Raw genomic sequence first — 22,815 nt, 5'->3', positions numbered from 1 at the left:
AGTCGGTGATTAACAAACATACTTCTCGGCATCGATAATCCGGGCGGCGATGTTCCGTTTGACAGCCACTTCATTGATCGGCTGGATGCGGGTGAATTTTTTGAGGATGGAAAGTTGGGTTCTCAGTGTATCCCCTTCTTCCAAGGCAGCCAATGTGTGGCGGGCAAGGGCATCCACTTTTTGCATCGAATCATAGACAAAGGCACGGGTATAATCGATTTTGAGCTGCTCTTTTTCTTCGCCATTTTTGGCGACCGCTTTTTTGGTACGGAGAAGAACGCTTTCCATGGCAAAGGTCTCAATTGCGATGTCCGCGATATCCCGCAAGATCTCCTGCTCTTTTTGCAATTCTTGTTCATATTTTTGCACAGCCAGCCCGGCAACCATCAGGAAGATTTTCTTCGCATTTTCTACATAATTTTCTTCCGCTTCCAACACCGGTGCCTCTTCATCCGGGAGGTACGGCATCAGTGTGAGCAAATCTTCCTGCAACTCCTGCGCTTTTTGGAGGAAGGGCAATTCGCCTTTTAACGTTTTGCGCATCAGCGTGGCCGGAATGATCAGGCGGTTAATTTCATTGGTTCCTTCAAAGATCCGGTTAATGCGGGAGTCACGGTACATGTTTTCGATCTCGTACTCTTGCATGAAACCGTATCCGCCGTGGATTTGTACCCCTTCGTCCACCACATAATCGAGCACTTCCGATCCGAATACCTTGGCGATGGAACATTCAATCGCCAATTCCCCGATCGCTTTGGCCGCAACGGCACCTTCGGCGTCTTCCACCCCTTCCAGTCCCGCCTCAAACATGCCGGCAATGCGGTAGACCAAGCTTTCCAACGCGTAGGTTTTTATGGCCATGTTGGCCAATTTTTCACGGATCAGTCCGAATTTGGCGATCGGAATCTTAAACTGTTTGCGCTGTTTGGCGTAGTTTGCGGAGATTTCAAGCGCCCGTTTGGAAGAACCGCAAGTTCCCACCGCCAGTTTGTAACGGCCGATATTCAGGATATTGAAGGCGATTTTATGTCCTTTCCCCGCTTCGCCCAAAAGGTTTTCCACCGGAACTTTTGCATCCTGCAATATCAGTGTTCGGGTGGATGATCCTTTGATCCCCATCTTTTTCTCTTCCGGGCCGACGGAAACGCCGGGGAAGTCGCGTTCGACGATAAACGCGGTGAATTGATCCCCGTCAATTTTCGCGTAAACGATAAAGACGTCGGCAAAGCCGGAGTTGGTGATCCACTGCTTTTCTCCGTTCAAAATGTAATATTTTCCGTCATCGCTCAAAACAGCGGTGGTTTTCGCTCCCAAAGCGTCTGAACCGGATCCCGGCTCCGTCAGGGCGTATGCAGCAATCTTCGCACCCGTTGCCAGGTCAGGCAGATATTTTTTCTTTTGTTCTTCATTGCCAAAGAAGACAATCGGCAAGGAACCGATTCCCACATGAGCCCCGTGGGAGAGTGCAAAGGAACGTCCCAAGGATAATTTCTCCGTAATCAGGCTGGAGCTGATTTTATCCAATCCGAGCCCGTTGTACTTTTCAGGAACGTCGGCGCCGAGCAACCCCAGTTCGCCGGCTTCTTTCAACAAGCGGACCGTATGTTCAAAACGATGCTCTTCAATTTCCGGAAGCACGGGCAAAACCTGATCCCTGACAAAATCCTCCGTCATTTTCGCAATCATTTTCTGCTCTTCGGTAAATTCTTCAGGGGTAAATACCTCTTCCGGTTCGGTTTGGGAAAGCAGATAAGCGCCGCCTTTGACTTTCTTATTTTCTGCCATATCTATCCCTCCAAATTCGATTTGGTCACCTTCAGACGCGTTCGATGAGCCCGGCCGCTCCCATGCCGCCGCCAATGCACATCGTCACCAGACCATACCGTTTATTGCGCCGTTTTAACTCATTCAAAATCGAAACCGTCAATTTCGCCCCGGTGCAGCCGAGCGGATGACCGAGGGCAATCGCCCCGCCGTTCACGTTGACGATATCCGGATTCAATCCAAGTTCCCGGATCACGGCGATCGCCTGGGAAGCAAAAGCTTCGTTTAACTCAACCAAATCGATCTCATCCAGGCTGACTCCCGTTTTCTTTAACAATTTGGGCACGGCTGCCACGGGCCCGATCCCCATCACATCCGGGTCTACCCCGCCGAGAACAAAGCCGCGGAAGACGGCCAAAGGCTCTACTCCCAGTTCCTCCGCCTTCTCGCGGGACATCACCATCACAGCTGCCGCTCCGTCGCTCGTTTGCGAAGAGTTTCCGGCCGTTACGGTTCCGCCCGATTGAAAGGCGGGGCGCAATTTGCCCAGAACCTCCAGGGACGTATCAGGCCGAACGCCTTCATCTGTATCAAAAACCCGTTCTTCCACCCGCAACTTGCCTTTTTCATCAAAAACATGTGTCTTGACCGTAACCGGGACGATTTCATCCTTGAATTTGCCCTCTTGAATGGCCGCATAAGCTTTTTGATGGCTGGCGAGGGCAAACCGGTCCTGATCTTCACGGGAGACATTGTAGCGCTTCGCCACCTCTTCCGCGGTATGCCCCATGGACATGTAGGCTTCCGGCAGATGATCCATCAGCCAGGGATTGGGCGCCGGCTTATAGCCCCCCATCGGCACCATGCTCATGCTCTCCACGCCGCCGGCGATGATGATATCAGCAAAGTTGCACATAATTTTCTCCGCGGCGATGGCAATTGTCTGCAATCCGGACGAACAGAAACGGTTCACCGTCATTCCCGGAACATCCGTGGGCAGCCCGGCTCGCAGCGCTACCAGGCGGGCCATGTTCATCCCTTGCTCCCCTTCGGGAAAAGCACACCCCAAAATCACGTCTTCCACTTCTTTCGGGTCTGCCTGAGGAACCCGCCGCATGAGGTCTTTGACCACTTGAGCGGCCAGATCATCGGGACGGGTCGTTTTCAGCGTCCCTTTGTGGGCCTTGCCGACTGCGGTCCGGGCGCCGGCTACAATCACTGCTTCGCGCATGTTCTTTCCTCCCTTTTCTGTGATAATGCGTTGCTGTTGCAGGCCAGGTTGTGGTACCCACCCTCCCTGCGTTCCCAATGGTCGGTCAGGGGTTTACAGGATATGGATTTTTCTCCGGTCAGTTGCGGAGCGGTTTTCCTTTGGCAAGCATGTATTGCATCCGCGCCTGTGTTTTTGGTTCACCGATCAGGCTCAAAAACGCTTCCCGTTCCAGATCCAACAGGTATTGCTCGCTGACGAGCGTTCCTTCCGGAACCGCACCCCCGGCCAAGACATAAGCCAGTTTGCCGGCGATTTTGTAATCGTGCTCCGTGATATAGCCGGATTTCAGGAAACCGTACGCACCGAGTCGCAACACATTGTAACCCGTTTCACCGACAACTGGGATTTTGCGCGGTTTCGGCGCTTTGTAGCCGGCTTTATACAGCCCCAGTGCCACCTGTTTGGCCTCGTAAAGCAAGTGGTCGCGATTGATGGTGATTCCGTCATAAGGTCGCAGGTATTTGTATTTTTGGGCATCAGGCCCGCTCGTGGACACTTTGGCTTGCGCAATCGTCTCAAAAACGTGGTTTACCAACGGCTGCAACGCGACGCGGTCACCGGGGTCAATCCCTTCGGTCCAGCGGAGCAGCATTTCCTTGTTGCCGCCTCCTCCCGGGATCAATCCTACCCCGACTTCCACCAGACCCATATAGGTCTCGGCAGCAGCCTGTATCCTGTCACAGGGCATGCACACCTCGACACCTCCGCCCAAGGTCATTCCATAGGGAGCGGCCACCACGGGGCGATCCAGATACCGGAGGGAACCCATCGCATCCTGGAACTGGCGCACCATCAGATCGATTTCCGGCCAGTTGTAATCTTGCGCCTCCATCAGCATCAGCATCAGGTTTGCACCTACGCAGAAGTTCGGAGCTTCAGCACTGATCACCAAACCGCGGTAATTGGCGCTCACTTCTTTAACCGCTTTCCTAATCATGCTGATGATATCAGCCCCGATCGCCTGTTTGGGCGAGTGGAATTCCAGGCAGGCGATATCATCGCCGATATCGATCAGACTCGCCCCCTTGTTGCCGGCAATCTTTTTGCCCTGCTCTTTGAGACGGGAGAGAGAGATCACCTTTTCGCTTTCATCGACATCACCAAACTTGCCGCCGATGTTGAAAGATTGGACGCGACCCTCTTCCGTCTGGTAGAAGGAAGTCGCTCCGGAGGCGAGCAATTTTTCTACCAGCGGCGGAATCGTCTCCCCTTCTTCCCGCATGCGCGCCACCGATTTTTCAACCCCGATGGCATCCCAGAGTTCAAACGGCCCCAAATCCCAGTTGAATCCCCAGCGCATCGCCCGATCCACGCTCACGATATCGTCGGCGATCTCCTCCAGGTGCTCAGCCGTATAAAGGAGCGCTTTTTTCGTAATAATCCAGGCCAATTTGCCGGCAGGATCATTGGCATAAACCAGCGCCCGTAACTTTTCGGCTTGCGTTTTTCCCCGCTTCGCCTGCTCTAGTGAACGCGCTTTCAATTTTTTGCGCGGGCGATAATCGAGCGTCGCCGGGTCCAGGACGAGAATCTCTTTCCCTTTTTCCGTCTTGACTCGCTTGTAGAATCCCTGTCCTGTCTTCTCGCCCAGCCATTTGTTTTCCACCATTTTCACCAGCAGCGGGGAGACTTGGAATGCTTCTTGTTCTTCCGGGTTCGTCACATTTTCACGCACGTTGTCAGCCACATGGACAAAGGTATCCAATCCGACCAAATCCAGTGTGCGGAAAGTTGCACTCTTGGGTCGACCCATGGCACGCCCTGTTACATCGTCCACTTCATCAGGTCCCAGTCCCAGCTCTTCCATCGCTTTTAGCGTAACCTGCAAACCATACGTGCCGATCCGGTTGGCGATAAAGTTTGGCGTGTCTTTGCAGATTACAACCCCTTTCCCGAGCACCTCTTCGGCAAATGCCTTCATCTCCCGCAGGATGTTGACGTCAGTCAGCTCGTTGGGGATGATCTCCAATAATTTCATATAGCGCGGCGGGTTGAAGAAATGGGTGCCGAGAAAATGTTTTCGGAACGCTTCCGACCGGCCTTCCACCATCTTGTTGATAGAAATCCCGGATGTATTGGAGCTGACCACCGTACCCGGTTTCCAAACGCTTTCTATGCGGGCGAACAAATCTTGTTTGATTTTCAGATTTTCCACCACGACCTCAATAATCCAGTCCACATCCTTCAAGGAATCAAAGTCATCCTCCAGATTGCCCACCTGGATCAGGTCTGCCGCTTCCTTTGTATACAATGGTGAAGGCTTTTCCTTAAACAATCGCTCTTTTCCCTTTTGCGCCAACCGGTTGCGAACCACCCGGTCTCCCAGCGTCAGCCCTTTGGCCTTCTCCTCCTCGGTCAAATCGCGGGGAACGATATCGAGAAGCAATGTCGGAATCCCCACATTGGCCAGATGTCCGGCGATGGCTGCACCCATCACCCCGGCGCCCAGCACGGCAGCTTTTTTTATTCGTTTCAATCGAGCTCCTCCTCTCTGCGGTTTACACCCAGCCATTCCTGTTCATCTGAATGAATAGTCATTCATAAAAAGGTGAGAAAAAAACCTCTCCTGGGCGGATCGGCTTATTTTGGAGAAAAATGTTTACAACATCAGAAATTTTATTTTGTTTGAAATTAATTTCAATAATATTATTTCTCTGTTTTCTCTCTTCGTCAAGGGGTTGCTTCATACTTTTTTGTCTCTTTTACACAATTGCAAATTCAATCTCAACTCCGGAGTACCGGACGTTCATAATTTCTTGTATACCCACACCCAGACCACGACACCGACGACAATCGCCACTGCGAGAGCGATGAGAAGGCGCACTTGGGCATTGAAAAACGGGTCGGGAGACACTGGAGGAGCAGCAGGGGGAGTAACCGTATCATCGGGTTCTGTCATTCCGGGATCATCCGGCTCCGGGTTCGGCGATGGGCTTTGCCCGGCCTGGAAGCCAAGCGAGTCCTTTAAAATCCGTTTCTTTCCGTCAACCGTTCCTGCAAAACGAATCAAAGCCTTATACTGCCCCGGGGCGAGATCGTGAAAAACATAGGATACTTCCGGTGTACTCTGACGGGATACCAGCGCAGAAGCGGCCGGTTTCCCTTTGCTGTCAACCAGGGTAAACAACCAGTCTCCTTTGGCCGAATTCCCGTAGAGCAGTCTTCCGGTCACTCTGATTGCATCATTGTCAGGAGAAACAGCCGCCTTAATCCCTTCGCGGATAAAAGGACATGAGGCCTGCAAGAGATAATGGCCCGGTCCGATGATCCCGTCAAATTGAACGGTCGATTTCACCCTGCCCGGCTGATTGCCGATTTTGGCAAATGCCACATCGCGATCGGCGGCATAACGAAAGGCCTCTTTGGTGACAAGATCAACATAAGTCCAACTTCCTTCCACATTTAACCCGTTTGGCACGTCCAGGCCGGGCATAGAGGTAAAAGCGCTCTGCAGCCAAATCATACGCCACACTGCAGCGGATCGGATAACTTTGTCTTTGTCCATAGGGCGGAGGAGCGGCAAAAGGCTGTTCCGCTTCGGCATGTTTCGGCACGTCACCCGGGCCGGCAGCATCAAAGGTCACCTTTGCCACATATTTTTTGCCCACGGTAAATAAATGTTGGTTAAACACCGCTTCACAGCTGATCCCCTGGCAAGTCGACACTGTCTGTTTGCCAACACCGTCAATGACATACGTCCAAGTTCCGTTTATTTCAGCATCTTGCCCGACATTAGTCAGTTCGGAGCGAACCACGACCCCCGGGCCCGGCTTTGAACCGGCAATCGTCACTTTGATCCCGGCTGGCCGTGTCTCAGCCAGTACCGGAGGCCAACTGCCCAAAACCAAACAGCAAAGGAGCATCAACACAGCAAAGAACCATCCGGCCAGTTTCCATTTCATCGATCCGCCTCCCCGATTTTTATTCAGAATATTTTATATATTATATTTATTATACCATGTTATTCTACTTAATGATTAAATGAAACCTGTTTAAGGGAAATGATTCCAAAAAAAGAAGTGCCGGTGAGCACTTCCACAATTAATGAAAATCCGATTTTGCGTTGAGGTTATGCATGTGGCGTCCGGGTGGTCCGGGGACGCAACGCCGGCGTCTGCGGAATAAATCCCTTCACCAGATATGCCGCAAAAACAACCCACCAAAGATAATTAAGGAACAAAAAAACAAGCCATTTTTGCCAGATCTCCAAAAAAGACAGCAGATCAAACGCGACAAAATATGCCGGAAGAATTGCTAACTGGGCCCGATCTCCCAATGTTTCAGCTAATTCCCAATAATATACTTCCTCCACCTTCAGCAATTTGTCCCGAAAATAGATCCCTACTATCGGGCGAACGCTGGAATAATAGAAAAAGCCGGGAATCCCTAACAACCGACGGTTGATCGACATAAAGATATAGGTCGCAATCAGAAGTAAAAGATAGGCCATGTGATCCCCCCGTTGCTACACCACCGATAAGTAGGCAAATGAAAAAGCAGTACTCAATTTGCATGCGATTGAAGATTCCTCATTCCATTACCCGACCAGCTCCAAACGCGGTAGGGAAAGAGCCCTTCCCGGACAATGGGATTTCCCGCTTTCATCCTTGATTTCACGATTCATCAAAATGCCTTGTCCATGTTATTATTCTTTGTCCCGATCCCCCTTCCTTCAAAGGAACTGACAAAATTCGCTAAAAATACCCAAAATCCGCTTGTGTCTTCCGTGAAAATGTGTTCCAGGGCGGTCGCCGGGTACTGTTACCCTCCCGAATTGGTGATACATTTATTCCCTGGTTGTGTTTGACAAGATGATCGATTCCGGGCAAGGGAAACAGAAAAAATCCATTGTTCCTTTGAGGCAATGGATTTCCTTCCTATGTATTCATCTTCATTTGGTAACATTCAGATTTTAACACATGTTTTGATTGGGAGAAAGTTCGTTTATTCAGCAATAACGGTTAAATTCACCGCGACGCTTGCTTTTCGTCTTCCTGAATCACTCGATTGCAGGAATGTCAGGATTTTTTGCCACTCCATTCGTTTGCAGATCCTTCCCCTTCAGCCCGATATTTACACCAAACCCGATTGAGTCCTTCATCCTTCTTATTACTATTTATAAGTGAAAGAACATTTTCTTTGATCCCGTTTTTTTCCCCAAAGCGTGAGGATATGAAAAGTCGCATAAATTCCCGATTTCGAGCGATACGCCCGATTATACCGCCTCATCACTTCCGTCAGCACATTTCGCTGCAAAATAAAATTTTGTTTGCTTTCGCTGTAACTTTCCCCGGCAGCTTTGATCCGCTCCAGCAAGGTGCGGCAATCTTCGTATTCGATCCGCTGCCAGCACTCTTCCGGTGTCACATCCGACAAACCGGCCCCGTCAAGCAACTGCACCCATTCCTCCACAGTGCGAAACGGGAGAAAATGCCTTTGCGGGGGCAACTCCCATTCAAGCTCCACTTGCCTGAACGTCGCCTGCAGCTCCTGACACGTTTCGGGGCCAAAAACGGTCATGCCGTACCAGCCTTCTCCGTTCAGCATCTCTCTCACTTTTGCCAGCACCCTTTCCGGAGCTTGCAGCCAGTGACCCATCAGATTGGTGATAACCAGGTCAAACATACCGAGACCGGAAAGATCATCTTCTTCCACATCAGCCGCAACAAACTGAACGCGTGCAGAAGCAACCCGTTCCCGAGCCATCTCGATTCGCCGGGGGGACAAATCGAGCGCAACCAGCTCTGCCCGGGGGAAATATTCAAGCAACAATTCGGTAAAATAGCCTGTCCCGCAACCGAGATCCAGGATGCGGCCCGGATCAAACACCCGATCTTTTAAACTGAACAGAAGGCGATGGGCCATCCTTTTGTAAACAACCAGGAATTCGTCATATGAAATAGTTCGGTTCATCTGGCGAATGAATTGTTTTTTATTGATTTTCAAGCCCTTTCGCCCTCCATATCACGTACTTATTTTATCACGGCCTTTTTTTCTCCAATCAGTAATCAAACTCCTGCCCTGGTTCAATAAAAATGATCATGATTTGCGGGTACAAGCTGAAAATGAAAGCGAAGTGAAATCAGAGGGTCGTGGCGCCCCGCTGACCGCCATTCAAAACGGGGAAGATCATGCGTGGGGCACCACGGCCTGACCAGCAATGCACCTTTTGCACAAAAAATCTTTTTTATCCCGAAAATGCTTTATAGTTTGCGCTGGAAAAACTGGCGCAACGTTTCGGCGGCGTGTTCCAGCGTGGCCAATTCCTCGGCGGAGAAATGAAATCTGCCTTCTTTGCCCTTTAATTCATATGTACCGCTGATCCAATGGTCAACAGCGGCCGGCTGGTACTTGATCCCCAGAGTTTCGATCTCACCGGAAAGCCAGGAAGTGGGCCGGAAGTGAATGATTTGGAAACCGTCCTTTTCCTTTCCCGTATAAGCCTCATTATGATGTTTAAATCCCAGACGGGCAAATCCATCAAGGAAATGGCCCTGAAGCCCCGAAGCATAGACATCGACTATATCGCGATCTTCAGCATCGACACCGCTTTTGATTTCCAGATCCGTTTGGAAGAAAAAGCGCGTATTCACGGAAGAAACGGGGAGGTGGCGGGGACAGACAAATTCAAAGGGGTATTCTCTTAATTCCTCCGGCTTGATCACCACATCTTCTTCAAATACGGTGATCTTTGCCACCACTTCATTGACATCAACCCGCTGTCCTCCGCTCGGATAGGCAGATGCAAGGCAAAAATGCACCCTCAGCCCTTCCATGACTTGTTTTACTTCACCCCCCTTGAGGACGATCTTTCCCGTCACCGGTTCTCCCATCGTCAAGTTCTCCCGGTCCAGCACCAGATCGACCTGGGCCGCTCCAAAGCCAAGGGAAGCCAGAAAATTTTTGATCACGAGGCTCATCCTTTCAGTCGCTGGAATTAATCAGTTGGAAAATTGATAGCCCATATATCGTATCACAGAATCCCGTTTCAAATAACTGATTTCATTCCAGATCCGCAAACATACTTCCCTCTCTCGCAAGCGTTTCGTTTTTTGTTTTCAGGGGATATTCCAAAATTCCGAATCTCACCGGACGATTGAGTTTGTCCGATCAGGCAAAACAACACAACTTGATTGCCTCGATCGCCTGTCTTAAATCTTCCTCCCGATGGTTGGCCATCAGGGAGAAACGCAGGCGGGCGGTTCCGGCAGGAACAGTGGGCGGGCGAATCGCGACAGACAGGACTCCCTGCTCCTGAAGCCGGTGACTGAAAAGAAGCGCCTGTTCATTTTCCCCGACCACAACGGGAATGATCTGCGTGGCCGAACCAGCCACATCGAGCCCCAAACCGGTCAGCTGCCGGCGAAACCAGCCGCTTTTTTGCCGCAATTCCCGGCGCAACCGGTCTGCATCACGCACCAATCTCAATGAAGCACGAATGCCCGCAATAATGACCGGTGGCAAGGCGGTGGTATAGATGAAGGGACGACATTTATTGATCAGATAGCGAATCCAGTCGCGCTTCCCCGCCACATACGCCCCGTATACGCCAAAAGCTTTGCTGAAGGTGCCCATGTAAAGATCAATTTCCCGGTCAACCCCCAATTCATGCGCCATCCCTTTTCCCTCGTCTCCGAACACGCCCCCGCCATGCGCATCATCCACCACCAGGGCGGCATCATAACGTTTTTTCAGCTCCACCAGATCTCTCAGCGGGGCGACATCGCCATCCATGCTGAAAACAGTATCCGTCACAATTAGTTTCCGTCCGGCTCCCTGCTGATCCGCCGTTTTCAGCAGACTCTCCAGATAATCCGGATCCAGATGCCGGTAAATGTATTTTCGTGCTTTGCTCATGCGGATGCCATCCACAATGCTGGCATGATTCCACTGATCGCTGAAAACGGCATCCGACGGCTTGAGAAAGGAGGAGAGCAATCCTGCATTGGCCATATAACCATTGGGAAACAGGACAGCGGACTCTGTTCCTTTAAAAGCAGCCAATTCCTGTTCCAGCGCCTCCGCCTCCTCGCTATGCCCGATAATCAGACGCGAGGAACCGGCACCGCTTCCTTTTTCCGCCGCTTCACGCATCGCCTGAATCATGCGGGGATGCCCGGCCAGACCAAGGTAGTTGTTGGAGGAAAAATTGACCAGCCTCTTCCCTTTTCTGTGCAAAACGGGGCGGTGCGCATCCGCTGTCGGAATCAAATGCCGGTTCAGGTGATCTGCGGAAAGGGCCTGCAATTCTTCCCGGATCGTACGGTTCCAGAGTGAACTCATGCCGTCTCCACTTCAATCTCAAAACCGAGATCGCGTATCATTTGATGATCCAATGAAGACGCCTGTCCTTCCGTCGTCAGATAATCCCCCACAAAAATGGAGTTGGCCGGGTATAAGGCCAGAGGCTGCAATTGGCGCAAATTCACTTCTCTCCCCCCTGAGACGCGAATCTCCTTCGTCGGACAGACAAACCGGAACAGGGCAAGCACTTTCAAACAGTAGCGCGGGTTCAATTCTTTCAAACCCTCCAGCGGGGTTCCGGGAATCGCATTGAGAAAATTGACGGGGATGGAATCAGCATCCAAATTGCGCAGCTCATAAGCCATCTCCACCACTTGTTCACGCGTCTCTCCCATACCGATGATACACCCTGAACAAGGGGACAGACCCGCTTTTTTGGCCGCTTCCACCGTTTGCACACGGTCATCGTATGTATGAGTGGTCGTGATCCGCCCGTAATGTTCCCTGCTCGTGTTCAAATTGTGATTGTAACGGTCAACCCCTGCTTCCTTTAACCGTTTGGCCTGGCTTTCCGTCAAAATTCCCAGGCAGGCGCAGATTTTCATGTTTAACTCCTCTTTAATCACCTTGACTGCTTCAACCACTTCATCCAGTTCCTTCTCCGTCGGTCCGCGACCGCTGGCCACGATACAATAGGTTCCGGCCTTGCGGCTCAGTGCCTCTCTGGCCCCGGCGACCAGGACATCTTTTTTGAGCAGCGTATATTTCTCGACCGGCGCCTGCGAAACAATTGATTGGGAGCAATAGCCGCAGTCCTCGGGACACAAACCGCTTTTCGCATTGATGATCATATTCAGCTTTACTTTCTTGCCAAAATAAGCTTTCCGCACCCGAAACGCCGCCTGCAAAAGCGGCAACAGCTCGTCATCGGGCGCATCCAGCACAGACAATCCCTCTTCCATTGACAACCGTTCTCCGGCGAGCGCCCGATCAGCCAGAGTTTCCCATCGCGATTTCCCCATACTGCTCAGCCTCCTGTTTTTAAGGTTGAAATCCATTTTTTTATGTCGACATGCTGAAGAAACACCTTTTTAATTTTCGTTGCAGTCAGTCCCCCTTCAATCCACGGAACGGTCCCCCAGACGGGAACACCGGCAAACCGTTCGATCAAACGCGGATTATGCGGAATGCTCGGGTCATCCACACCCGGCTTGAGACCATTTAAAACAACCCCTGCGATCCGCAATCCCCGCTGCCGGATGGCGCTCGCCGTCAACGCTGTATGATTGATGGTGCCGAGCTGCGGATGGGCGACAATCAACACCGGCCACCCGATTTGCACCGCGAGGTCAGCCATTGTCCATTCCCTTCCCAGAGGTACCACCCAGCCGCCGGCACCTTCGACAAGAATCACTTCATGCTTTTGCTGCAACATCTTCAAAGCGGCAAGAATCCTGTCAACTTCGATCTCCTCTCCGGCCAGTTCCGCTGCCAGTCCGGGAGCCACCGGCAAGGAAAAGTTGTAAACCACAATCTCCTGCAAGCGGTCAGTGACACCCGTCCATGCTTTCAGGCGCATGCCGTCGCTCCCGGGGTCGTCCGGCTCTCCTCCGCTCTGCACCGGTTTCATTACGCCGACATCAATCCCCTGATCTGCCAAGGCCAAAGCCAGGCCGGCAGTTACCATCGTCTTTCCGATTCCGGTTCCGGTCGCCGTGATAAAAAGCCCGTTTCCGCTCACTTGGCCGTCACCTCGCGAATCGCCTCATGCAGGATGGACACCATCGCTTGCAAGTCGGGAAGCGGAGTGGCCAGCGGCGGCATCAGTGTAACCACGTGATCCAGCGGCCGTGTCACCAGTCCCAGTTCCCGAGCCTTGCGGCATACCTTCGCTCCGATAGCTTCGGCAAACGGATAGGGCTCTTTGGTCTCTTTCTCTTTTACCAGTTCAATGCCCACCATCATTCCCAGCTGACGCACTTCGCCGACAGCCGGCAAATCTTTCAGCGCTTCCAGATGATCAGCAAGGCATCGGCTCGCTTCCTGCACATGATCCAACAGATGCTCCCGCTCATACAAATCCAGGTTGGCAAGCGCCACCGCACAGCCAAGCTGATTTCCCGTATAGGAATGACCGTGGAAGAAGGTTTTCGCTTCACTGTGGTCCGCGAAAAAGGCATCATACACTTCATCTGAAGTAAGTGTTGCGGCAACCGGCAAATAACCCCCAGTCAATTTTTTCCCGACCATCATAATGTCCGGTTGTACGCCTTCATGCTCACAGGCAAACATTTTGCCGGTACGTCCAAATCCCGTCGCCACTTCATCGGCCAACAATAAAACATCATATTGGCGGCACATCTTTTCCACTTCTGACAAATAGCCCGGGGGCATCATGATCATCCCGCCGGCTCCCTGAACCATCGGCTCCACAATCAGGCCGGCAATACGTTCTCCCTGGCTCTTCAAGACCGACTCCAATTCATGCAAACAGGCTTGCTTGCATTCTTCAGCTGTCCCATCAAACCGGTAAGGATAGGGGTAAGGAAGCTTAATTGTGGAAAAGAGCAAGCGATCAAAGGTGGCATGGAACAGATCCATCCCCCCGACACTGACAGCGCCGACAGTATCCCCGTGATAACCGTTTTTCATGGAGAGAAACGTGTTTTTCTCCGGGAATCCGCGGTTTTTCCAGTACTGGAACGCCATTTTCAACCCGATTTCCACTGCCTCCGCCCCGCTGTCAGAATAAAATACTTTTTGCAGCCGGGTCGGAGTAATCTTCACCAATCGCTCCGCCAACAGGATGGCCGGAATGTTCCCCATTCCCAACAGCGTGCTGTGCGCCACTTTTTCCAACTGCACCTTAATCGCTTCATTCAGCGCCGGATGGTTGTGACCATGTACATTCAACCAGACGGAGGCATTGCCGTCATAATATTCCCGACCCTGCACATCGTACAGCTTCACCCCGTCCGCCCGCTCGATGATCAGCGGTTCATCCTGGAGATACTCTTTCATCTGGGTAAACGGATTCCACAAATAACGTCGATTCTTCTCCAATAACTCTTGATAGGAGAATCCGGCCAAGCAAAACCCCTCCCTCCTTATTTGTAAACCTATATTTTTTTAAGGTTTACAATCAAAGTATAACATACCGGCCATCCGGCAGAATACCCGGATTTACCCTGATGAAATGAAACAACCACAGCCCATCTTTGACCGGAAATAGGAGAATGCACATACCTTTTTATCCCTGAGTCAATAGGATATAGAGAACCTTGAGCGGGAGGTGAAAAAATGGGCTTCAGTTGTTTCGGTAGTTGTGGCGGTTTTGGTTTCGGCTGGAGAAGGCTGTTAATCTTCCTCCTTGTCATCGCAACCATCTTTGTCTTTGTTGGTGGAGGATTCGGCTTCTAAACTAAATCATCGAAACATCCCCCGGTAACCCGGGGAGAATGCAAACAAAATGGATTAAACGCAACTTGGAGATCCCTTTTATCACCTGCATCAGAATATTGCCTATTAAAAAATGGCCTTTTCCCTCAAATTGAGGAAAAAGGCCATGTACTTTTACCCGTTGACAGCCATGATCAGCTCGTTTCCCTCTTCCTTCCGATCCGGTTTTGCCTGAGGCATCTCCCCGTCTTCCACGCGATAACAGCTTTTGACGGTTCGAATCACGTCCATTTCTTTCAAACGGGCGAGCACCTGATCCAAATCCTGTTTGCTCACATGATGGGTAACTAGGACGATTTCCGCTTCTTTCTGATTGGTTCTCGGCTGTTGCAGCACCTGCTCCAGCGAGATGTTGTAATCGGACATCAGCCGGGTGATTTGCGCCAACACGCCGCATTCATCGGCCGCAATCAGGCGCAAAAAGGTTTTAAAGCGCTTCTGTGCATCCCCTTTCAGCTTTTTCTCCCGATAGGGTTTGACGACGCTTCGCCCGTTTACACCCAGATTCATATTTTTCACGACCGAGACCAGATCCGAGACGACGGAAGTGGCTGTGGGCAGCTCACCCGCCCCTGGTCCGTAAAACATGGTCTCCCCCACCGCTTCCCCGTATACATAGACAGCATTGAACACACCATGCACAGATGCGAGGGGATGGGAGCGGGCGACGAGAGCCGGCTGTACACAAATCTCGATTCCATCCTGATCATGGGCGGCCACACCCAAAAGCTTCATCTCATAGCCCATTTTTTTCGCATAGGCGATATCTTCCCGGCTGACCGACTCAATCCCTTGCACATCAACATCTTCCAGACTGACCGGGGAATGAAAACCCAGGGTCGACAAGATAACCATTTTACGCGCGGCATCAAGTCCCCCGACATCGGAGGAAGGGTCCGCCTCCGCATACCCCAAAGCTTGCGCTTCCTTCAAAACTTCTTCATAACCGGCTCCTTCGCGGCTCATCTTTGAAAGGATGTAATTGGTCGTTCCGTTTACAATTCCCATGATGCGGGTGACGCGATCTGAAGAGAAGCTGTCCATCAGCGCGCGCAAAATCGGGATGCCCCCGGCTACACTTGCTTCATAATAAACATCGCAATTCATTTCCCTCGCCTTGTGCAAGATCTCCGCCCCATGAAGCGCCATCAAATCCTTATTGGCAGTCACCACATGTTTCCCCTGCTCCAGGGCTTTGAGCAGGTATTGCTTGGTCGGATGGATTCCTCCCATCACCTCGACAATGACGTCGATTTCCGGATCCATCAACAAGTCATCCGCCCTGGTGGTGATCAGATTTCTGTCCAATTCGATCTGTCGCTTTTTCTCCGGTTCCCGCACCAATACCTTCGCGATTTCGATTTGTGAGCTTGTCTGGTTGCGAAGTTCTTCCTGATGGCCGGCAATAATCCGCGCCACACCCGTTCCGACAGTGCCCAACCCCAACAAACCGACTTTTACTTTTCTCTCTTCTCTCTCATTCCTCATCTCTTCTGTCCTTTCCACAAATACATTTGTTTCTTTGTTGGAGACAGTATAGCGAACCGGACAGAGGATTTCAACACTTTTTTCCACCAATTTTACCGGTTTCAAATAATTCAGACAGAAGAAACCGTCTCATAACATGCCCATCCCATTCCCCTGGCAATTCGGACGGCATCTGAACCGATCCCGCGTCCTGCCCCGGGATGAGCGCCATCTTTTTCACGACAGCTCCTCTTTCGTGTCATGGGTTTTCTTTCCCTTGGAACGGGAATGCCGCACAAAGAGGCGGGTCCAAACGATCAGCACCAGTGTGGTGAAGGCCAACAGCAACGGAGAAACCAATACCGACATACTTATGGACAGCGTGAACACAACTATGACTCGTACGATCGCTTCGATGAGGTACCCGATTCCCCACACCACTGTCATCACCCGCAGGTTATGGCGAAACCGCTCCAACTCATTCCACTTCTGCTCAAAGCTTTCACTGCCGGCAAATTGACGTCCCAAATAAAAAATCAACGGACGCCGGCCGACAAATGCAGATCCGATCATCACCAAGGCGAAAATCCCTGTAAAGAGAGAGTCCTTCGCAATCATGAACCGCGCATTGCCCGTAAAAAACGAAGTGGCAATTCCGACCAGGAAAAAGAGAAACATCAAGAAAGCCAGAGCATCTATTTTCCGGTTGCGCACAAATTCGAGAATAATCCGGATAACGGAAACCCCGCTGCCGAAGGCTAATGCCAGCACATCGGACATGCCAAATTGTCGCAGAATAAAATAAACCACGGAAGGCAAAGCGACATCAACAAACAGAGTCAAGACGATCATCTTTAACTTTTCATTTCTATTCATTTGAAAATCCTTTCTACTGTCCGGAAGATAATAAACGGTCTGGCTGTGTACGGTCAGCCTGATTATCATGCCAATCGAAAGGAAACTTTGTAACCACGGTGCCGGACATCTCCCATGAAAGCGGCAGTGACTTGGCATCGAATACTCCGTTCCAATCCGGTATCCGGTTCCCCGACTGATCTGGATTCGGACAGAAAATTTAGTTTCTATAATAAATAGTTTATCTTACAAATTGATTAACCACAAACAAAACAGTACAATTTTTCGCTTACGGAAGACTGGATTAAAAAAATCAGCAAAGGTTATATGCTCATCCGTTCCCTTGCTGATCAGATTAAATGGAAAACGGGATCACGAGGTGTTGGGAATTGGTTCATCCGGACAGGGCGGACCATTCCGAAATCGAGGCAACATCCTTGCTTTCCAAGCACAACAAAATCGGGTGAGGTGCCTCCCCGCCTCCCAATGAGAACATCGAGAGATCAGGGAGACACCCCACCCGTTGAATCACTTTCGCCGAAAAAAATCACCTATGCATGGCGTTTGCGGAAAACGAGGATTCCCAGGCCGGTTGCCAACAATGCACCGCTCCAGGCAATAGCAAGCGGATAGCTAGTAGCCGTTTTTGGCAGTTGTCCGCCCTTGGCCGGTTGCTCTGGCTGAGCCGGTTGCTCCGGTTTATTCGGTTGTTCCGGCTGAGCCGGTTGCTCGGATTGGCTGCATCCGGTAACCTTAACCGGATTGCTCCAAATGGAACCATTTGGCTCTTTCAGGTAAAAAGCGTAGTTCCCTTCATGACCATTTTTGTTTTTATCAAGATCGTAAACAACTTGATGGGTTTCCCCTTTTTTCAAAGCGGGGATCTCACCATGTTCGATAATCTCCCCTTTTTTCGGGTTTCCCTCTTTCGACCAATACAAGTCATAGGTACCGGCTGCTTCCGATTTTCCCCGCTCAACTGCTACGCTCAAAGAAATCTGATTGCAATCACCTTCCGCCTTTGCGCCCCAGTTGCATGCCAAAGCCATGGCAGGAACTCCCAAAACCAAAAAACCAGCAGCTAAACCTGAAACATATTTTTTTAACATGAAAATCACCTCCGCAATAATAGATTCGTAAGAGAGATGAGAATTTAGCGTATAAAAAATATGTCTATTTTAAAAACATAAATCCATTTTATAAATTTTTTATGTTATCCATTTAACAGGAATCGCTGCAAAAATATAGCAAAGCACCATTGCCTGTCTTTCGGATCTTCGCAAATAAAAAAAGGCTTTCCCCTGCCGAAGAGGAAAACCTTTTTTTACTGCTAAAGTGTCGTATACTCTTTGATGGAAAAAACAGCGAATTTTCCCGCCGCTCAATTTAATGCCGTATATTTCTGAGTCAGGTAGTCCAGATACGGCTCAATCGTCAAATCAGTTCCCGTCGCTTTTTTCACAATTTCAGCTGCAGTATATTTGCTGCCGTATTGGTAAATGTTTTCAGTCAGCCACCCCCGCAACGTTGAAAACTCTCCCCTCTCCATCTCTTCCGGGATCGTGGGATGCGCTTTGAGGGCTGCCTGATAAAATTGGGCACTCAAAATATTGCCGAGCGTATACCCCTGAAACATGCCGCCGATAAAGTCGGCATACCAATGGATGTCCTGCAGCACGCCATTTTGATCGCTCTGTGGAGCCACCCCGAGATCGGACTGATAACGGCTCCGCCATGCTTCAGGGAGGTCCTTGACGCTCAAGCTGCCTTCCAGCAGGGCCAACTCCAGGTCAAACCGGATGATCACATGCAGGTTGTAGGTTAGCTCATCGGCCTCCGTCCGGATCAGGGAGCGCTTCACATGGTTAATTGCCCGGTAAAACTCATCCAGCGACACTCCGGCCAGCTGTTCCTTAAACTCCGCTTGCAGCCGGGGATAAAAATAAGTCCAGAAGGTACGGCTGCGACCGACGATATTTTCCCACAGGCGGGACTGACTTTCATGCACACCGGATGACGTTCCCGTATGCAGCGGGGTTCCTTCATAACATGAACTGATTCCCAGTTCATACAATGCATGGCCCGTTTCGTGAATGGTGCTGAACAGCGCCTCACTCAAATCATGTTCATTCACCCGGGTGGTGATCCGCACATCCCCATCGGCAAAACGGATCATGAAGGGATGAGGGGACAAATCCTGCCGACCGCGCTTGAAATCAAAACCGAGCTTTTCGATCACCTTTTTTCCAAAGGCGAGTTGCTGTTCCTTCGGATAAAACTTGGTCAAACAGGAACGGTCAGTGGGCGGGAGCGATGTGACCTGCTCGACCAACGGAACCAGGCGGCTGCGAAGTTCTGCAAACAGCCGGCGAATCTCTTCCGCTTTCATGCCATAATCAGATCGATCGATCAACGGATCAGCCGGGTGCTGGTGACCGGGGAAAAACGAGGCATACTCCCGGCTGAATTCCAGCGTTTTTTCCAGGTAAGGCTCAACTTTGGAAAAATCATCTTCTTTCCGCGCCTCCACCCAGGCGGCATAGGTCTGCGAAACATGCTGGTAGAAACAGGAAACGAAATCGGCCGGGACCTTGGATTCCGTCACAAAATGCCGTTTGGCCACACGGATTAAAGCCGCATCATCGGCATCATAAGGCAACTCCTGTTCGTAGGGAGTCAACTCTTCCAGCAACCTGCCCAGGCCCGGGTCAACCATCCTGTCATGCCGAATCCGGGCAATCACGGCCAGCTGGCTGCCCCGTGCATCTCCGGCCGCTTCCGGCATGTATGTATTTTGGTCCCAATTCAAAAGAGCGATTACCGAATCCAGATCATAGATTTCCCGCAAACGCTTCCTCAGCTCTTCCATTTTCTTTTCCATTACATCCACCCCAGAGTATCAATATCCTTCCTAAACCCATTGTAACGGATTTCCCAAAAGACTTTCATGTCTTTTTCAGTTCAACGCATCGTTGAGAGGGGCAATATTGAGATTTAACCACCTCTTGTGTGGTGCACTTCGGATCCGAAATATTTCGTTTCTGTGAACGATCTGTTTTTTCCATTCACGTTCGCTCCGAAATCCTTTCTTTTTTCAACGAAATCCCCCAAGGATAATCCGTATTTTTCCTTCTATCGACAACGAGTGTGCAAAGTGTGTATGATAAGGAATAGAAGAATCTTGGGCGAGGAACGGTTACAGATGAAAAAAATCGATTGGATTGAACAAACATTACAAACCCGTTATCAAGAAGAAGGAAACGGAGTGACTTCGCAGGAATTGGCCGAAGCGCTGCAATTGGATCGCTCTACCGTCAGCCGTTATCTGAACGAACTGGTGAAAACCGGACGGGCGCAGAAGAAGGCGGGACGGCCTGTTCGGTATTTTCCGCTCGAACCATATACCGATGCCGGCGGACCACAGCGCCGCAAATCCTGCACAGGGGAATCTGAACTTTTGCAGGAAGCGATGGCCGCACTTTTATATCCGCCACATGGTTTGCCGATCCTGTTTACCGGGGAGACCGGGGTGGGAAAGACGCATTTGGCGCAAAAATTGGTGGAAACGGCCATAGAAAAGGAATTTTTATCGAAAAAAACGCCATTTATCGCTTTTAACTGCGCGGAATATGCACAAAACCCCGAGCTTTTGCTGGCCCAACTCTTCGGAGTCAAAAAAGGGGCATTCACCGGCGCCGATGAGAACAAGTTTGGCCTTGTGGAACGGGCCAATAGCGGCATCTTGTTTTTGGATGAAATCCATCGTCTCCCTCCATCCGGACAAGAAATGCTTTTCCACTTGATCGATCAAGGGTTTTATCGCCGTCTGGGAGAAACGGGCGTTGAGCGCAAAGCCGATATCCGGCTGATCGGAGCAACAACGAAAGCTCCGGAAAAAGCCCTTCTTCCCACTCTGCTGCGCCGCTTCCCCGTCCGACTGGAAATTTTACCCTTGCGGAAAAGGCCGCGGGAGGTTCGTGAGCAACTGCTTGAGCACTTTCTGGAGGCCGAAGCCAAACAGATGGGGGTTCCCCTCAGCATCACCGCCCGGTGCCGTTCCTTCCTTTTGCAATATGACTGTCCCGGCAATATCGGACAGCTGAAAAGCGATATCCAAATCGCATGTGCGCGCGCATTTTTGCGCAACCTCGAAACGGACGGTAAAAAGAAGGTGACCATCGATTTTCATGATCTGCCCACCTATCTCCAGCCGCAAAGACCGGTTACTTCTGCCGTCAAAAACGCGATTGCCGGAGGAAATGACGGACAGGAGGGAATTTCCGGAAATATTTACCGGAAGCTCACCGTAACGAAAGAGTCCCTGCTTAAAAAAAAGGCTTCACCTGCCGAACTTGCGGAGCAACTGCAGGAAACGGTGAATCGCTATGTCCGCAGCCTGTCCTTTCAACAGGAAAGCCGGCCCGTCGACCCTGCGATCATCCGCGTTCTGACCCGGGCCCTGGAAGAGGGAGGCGCCAACGAAATCGGAGGAATTTCCGATGAACAGCTCTACGCGATCGCCCTGCACATCCAGGCTTGGCGGTCCAATCCAGGCAGTACCCGCATCGCGCGGAACGAACTCGAACAGGTTGAAACAGAATCCGTCTATGAGCATTTGGCCCAAAAAATCGCCATGCTTCTCGAGCGGGAGCACTCGCTCCGGCTGCCACCCGAAGAGATCAAGCTGATTTCTCTTTTTCTCTCATTAAATCAACGGCCAGAGGAGCAGGAGCAGCCGAAAAGACTGATCGCCACGGTCTGCCTGACCGGCGAGGGAGCAGCTGTCGCCTTGCAATCATGGCTGGAAGACCATCTTCCCGCAGAAGATCAGGATGTGGAGATCCGTTCAGTTCAGATCGATCCGCAAACGCGCACATCAGAGAAGCTGGATCTCCTGCAAAGAGAGTTTCGGCTGATTGCCGTCGCAGGAACCGTTCCACCGGAGTTGGACGGTGTTCCATATATTCCAGCCTGGGAACTTTATCAAAAACAAGGCTTTGAACGCTTGCGAGCCATTCTCGCCGCCAGCCGTTCCCGGATGACTGCCGAAAACGGCTTGACCCTGCGTCCGTCGGAGATTCCCGCACTCATCGAGCAAGGCTTGTCCGAAACGGTCATTCACTTCAATCCAAAACAATTCGTCCAATTGATCCAGACCAAAGCTGACACCTTCCGGCGTGTTTTCAGCTGGGAACCCGAACGGGAAATCGGTATCTGGATGCATCTGGGCATCTACACGGATCAGCTGCTGGCCGTACAGCTGGCGAACAGACGGATGGAGAAATCCGCGGGGGTGCTGCAAACCGATCTTCCACCGGACCGGATCAAGCTGTGGGAGCAATTTTTATCCGCCCTATCTACCGCTCTGCACGTGCGCTATCCACCATCGGCCGCAAGCGAAATGGCCCGCCTTTCCACCACTTCTTAGTCGCTGTTCGCGTGCAAAGAGTGAATACCTTATTTGCACACTTAGGGTAACGGCAAACTCAAGCAGAAAGGAATTGGTTCTTTTCCGCAGCGGCTTTGCACGAAGGAACCGGAAGCAAAGAGAAGGCACCCATCCGCGACAGACTTCTGTTTCGGGATTTCATCAACAAACTGAAGTGTGCAAAATCCTGTTTACACACTTTTTTGTTTGCCGCTTATGATCGGCTTCTTTTCATTTGGCATAAATCTTGCATGATATTTTCTCGGATTTCTCTTGGCCTGCGAAGAATCTCGAAAGAGCCATTCGGGTTAAGATATGGATGTCA

The 22,815-nt window shown here is 51.0% G+C and carries 18 protein-coding genes; 1 reads left to right on the top strand and 17 read right to left on the bottom strand.

The genetic code is table 11. The annotated features are described in order from the left end of the window. Positions 1 to 9 precede the first annotated feature (9 nt). From JG50_RS0105245 to JG50_RS0105165, 17 genes are all read right to left on the bottom strand, one after another. Positions 10 to 1,785: an acyl-CoA dehydrogenase family protein gene (locus tag JG50_RS0105245; RefSeq protein WP_033100060.1), complete on the bottom strand. Its 1,776-nt coding sequence runs from the start codon at positions 1,783 to 1,785 to the stop codon at positions 10 to 12. Positions 1,786 to 1,816: 31 nt separating this feature from the next. Further along, a complete protein-coding gene (locus JG50_RS0105240) occupies positions 1,817 to 2,995 on the bottom strand; it encodes an acetyl-CoA C-acyltransferase (protein ID WP_033100059.1) in 1,179 nt (392 codons plus the stop codon). 118 nt (positions 2,996 to 3,113) lie between these two features. After that, a complete protein-coding gene (locus JG50_RS0105235) occupies positions 3,114 to 5,549 on the bottom strand; it encodes a 3-hydroxyacyl-CoA dehydrogenase/enoyl-CoA hydratase family protein (RefSeq protein ID WP_052154019.1) in 2,436 nt (811 codons plus the stop codon). A gap of 22 nt (positions 5,550 to 5,571) precedes the next feature. Beyond that, entirely contained in the window at positions 5,572 to 5,724 is a 153-nt protein-coding gene (locus JG50_RS19990) for a hypothetical protein (RefSeq protein WP_160173815.1), read from the bottom strand. Between the two features lie 59 nt (positions 5,725 to 5,783). After that, complete coding sequence (locus tag JG50_RS0105230) at positions 5,784 to 6,500, bottom strand: hypothetical protein (protein WP_152568489.1); 717 nt, start codon at positions 6,498 to 6,500, stop codon at positions 5,784 to 5,786. After that, a complete protein-coding gene (locus tag JG50_RS0105225) occupies positions 6,412 to 6,939 on the bottom strand; it encodes a hypothetical protein (protein WP_033100056.1) in 528 nt (175 codons plus the stop codon). The genes JG50_RS0105230 and JG50_RS0105225 overlap by 89 nt, the downstream gene beginning before the upstream one ends. Positions 6,940 to 7,106: 167 nt before the next feature. Beyond that, the gene (locus JG50_RS0105220; RefSeq protein WP_033100055.1) at positions 7,107 to 7,487 is read right to left on the bottom strand and encodes a hypothetical protein; all 381 of its coding nucleotides are present in this window, start codon (positions 7,485 to 7,487) and stop codon (positions 7,107 to 7,109) included. Between the two features lie 662 nt (positions 7,488 to 8,149). Next, positions 8,150 to 8,983, bottom strand: a complete 834-nt coding sequence (locus JG50_RS0105215) for a methyltransferase domain-containing protein (RefSeq protein WP_033100054.1) — start codon at positions 8,981 to 8,983, stop codon at positions 8,150 to 8,152. Positions 8,984 to 9,240: 257 nt separating this feature from the next. After that, positions 9,241 to 9,948, bottom strand: coding sequence for a sporulation protein (locus JG50_RS0105205; protein ID WP_033100052.1), 708 nt, complete (start codon positions 9,946 to 9,948; stop codon positions 9,241 to 9,243). A gap of 199 nt (positions 9,949 to 10,147) precedes the next feature. Beyond that, the gene (gene bioF, locus JG50_RS0105200) at positions 10,148 to 11,320 is read right to left on the bottom strand and encodes an 8-amino-7-oxononanoate synthase (protein ID WP_033100051.1); all 1,173 of its coding nucleotides are present in this window, start codon (positions 11,318 to 11,320) and stop codon (positions 10,148 to 10,150) included. Beyond that, positions 11,317 to 12,303, bottom strand: coding sequence for a biotin synthase BioB (gene bioB, locus JG50_RS0105195; RefSeq protein WP_033100050.1), 987 nt, complete (start codon positions 12,301 to 12,303; stop codon positions 11,317 to 11,319). The genes bioF and bioB overlap by 4 nt, the downstream gene beginning before the upstream one ends. 5 nt (positions 12,304 to 12,308) lie before the next feature. Continuing rightward, positions 12,309 to 13,022 carry a dethiobiotin synthase gene (gene bioD, locus JG50_RS0105190; protein ID WP_033100049.1) on the bottom strand — a complete coding sequence of 238 codons (714 nt, stop codon included), beginning with the start codon at positions 13,020 to 13,022 and terminating at the stop codon, positions 12,309 to 12,311. After that, positions 13,019 to 14,371, bottom strand: coding sequence for an adenosylmethionine--8-amino-7-oxononanoate transaminase (gene bioA / locus JG50_RS0105185; RefSeq protein ID WP_033100048.1), 1,353 nt, complete (start codon positions 14,369 to 14,371; stop codon positions 13,019 to 13,021). Before bioA ends, bioD begins: the two co-directional genes overlap by 4 nt. Positions 14,372 to 14,854: 483 nt before the next feature. Then, a complete protein-coding gene (locus JG50_RS0105180) occupies positions 14,855 to 16,228 on the bottom strand; it encodes a homoserine dehydrogenase (protein WP_052154048.1) in 1,374 nt (457 codons plus the stop codon). Positions 16,229 to 16,444: 216 nt separating this feature from the next. Next, complete coding sequence (locus tag JG50_RS0105175) at positions 16,445 to 17,083, bottom strand: VC0807 family protein (protein WP_033100047.1); 639 nt, start codon at positions 17,081 to 17,083, stop codon at positions 16,445 to 16,447. A gap of 530 nt (positions 17,084 to 17,613) precedes the next feature. Then, positions 17,614 to 18,171: an LPXTG cell wall anchor domain-containing protein gene (locus JG50_RS0105170; protein ID WP_033100046.1), complete on the bottom strand. Its 558-nt coding sequence runs from the start codon at positions 18,169 to 18,171 to the stop codon at positions 17,614 to 17,616. 272 nt (positions 18,172 to 18,443) lie between these two features. Beyond that, a complete protein-coding gene (locus JG50_RS0105165; RefSeq protein WP_033100045.1) occupies positions 18,444 to 19,943 on the bottom strand; it encodes a carboxypeptidase M32 in 1,500 nt (499 codons plus the stop codon). 321 nt (positions 19,944 to 20,264) lie between these two features. Between JG50_RS0105165 and JG50_RS18675 the strand changes: the two genes are divergently transcribed. Further along, the gene (locus tag JG50_RS18675; protein WP_160173814.1) at positions 20,265 to 22,490 is read left to right on the top strand and encodes a sigma 54-interacting transcriptional regulator; all 2,226 of its coding nucleotides are present in this window, start codon (positions 20,265 to 20,267) and stop codon (positions 22,488 to 22,490) included. Positions 22,491 to 22,815 lie beyond the last annotated feature (325 nt).

It is taken from the genome of Thermoactinomyces daqus (assembly GCF_000763315.1).
Taxonomy (GTDB): Bacteria; Bacillota; Bacilli; order Thermoactinomycetales; family Thermoactinomycetaceae; genus Thermoactinomyces_A; species Thermoactinomyces_A daqus.
This window is presented reverse-complemented; position numbering and strand designations above follow the sequence as displayed.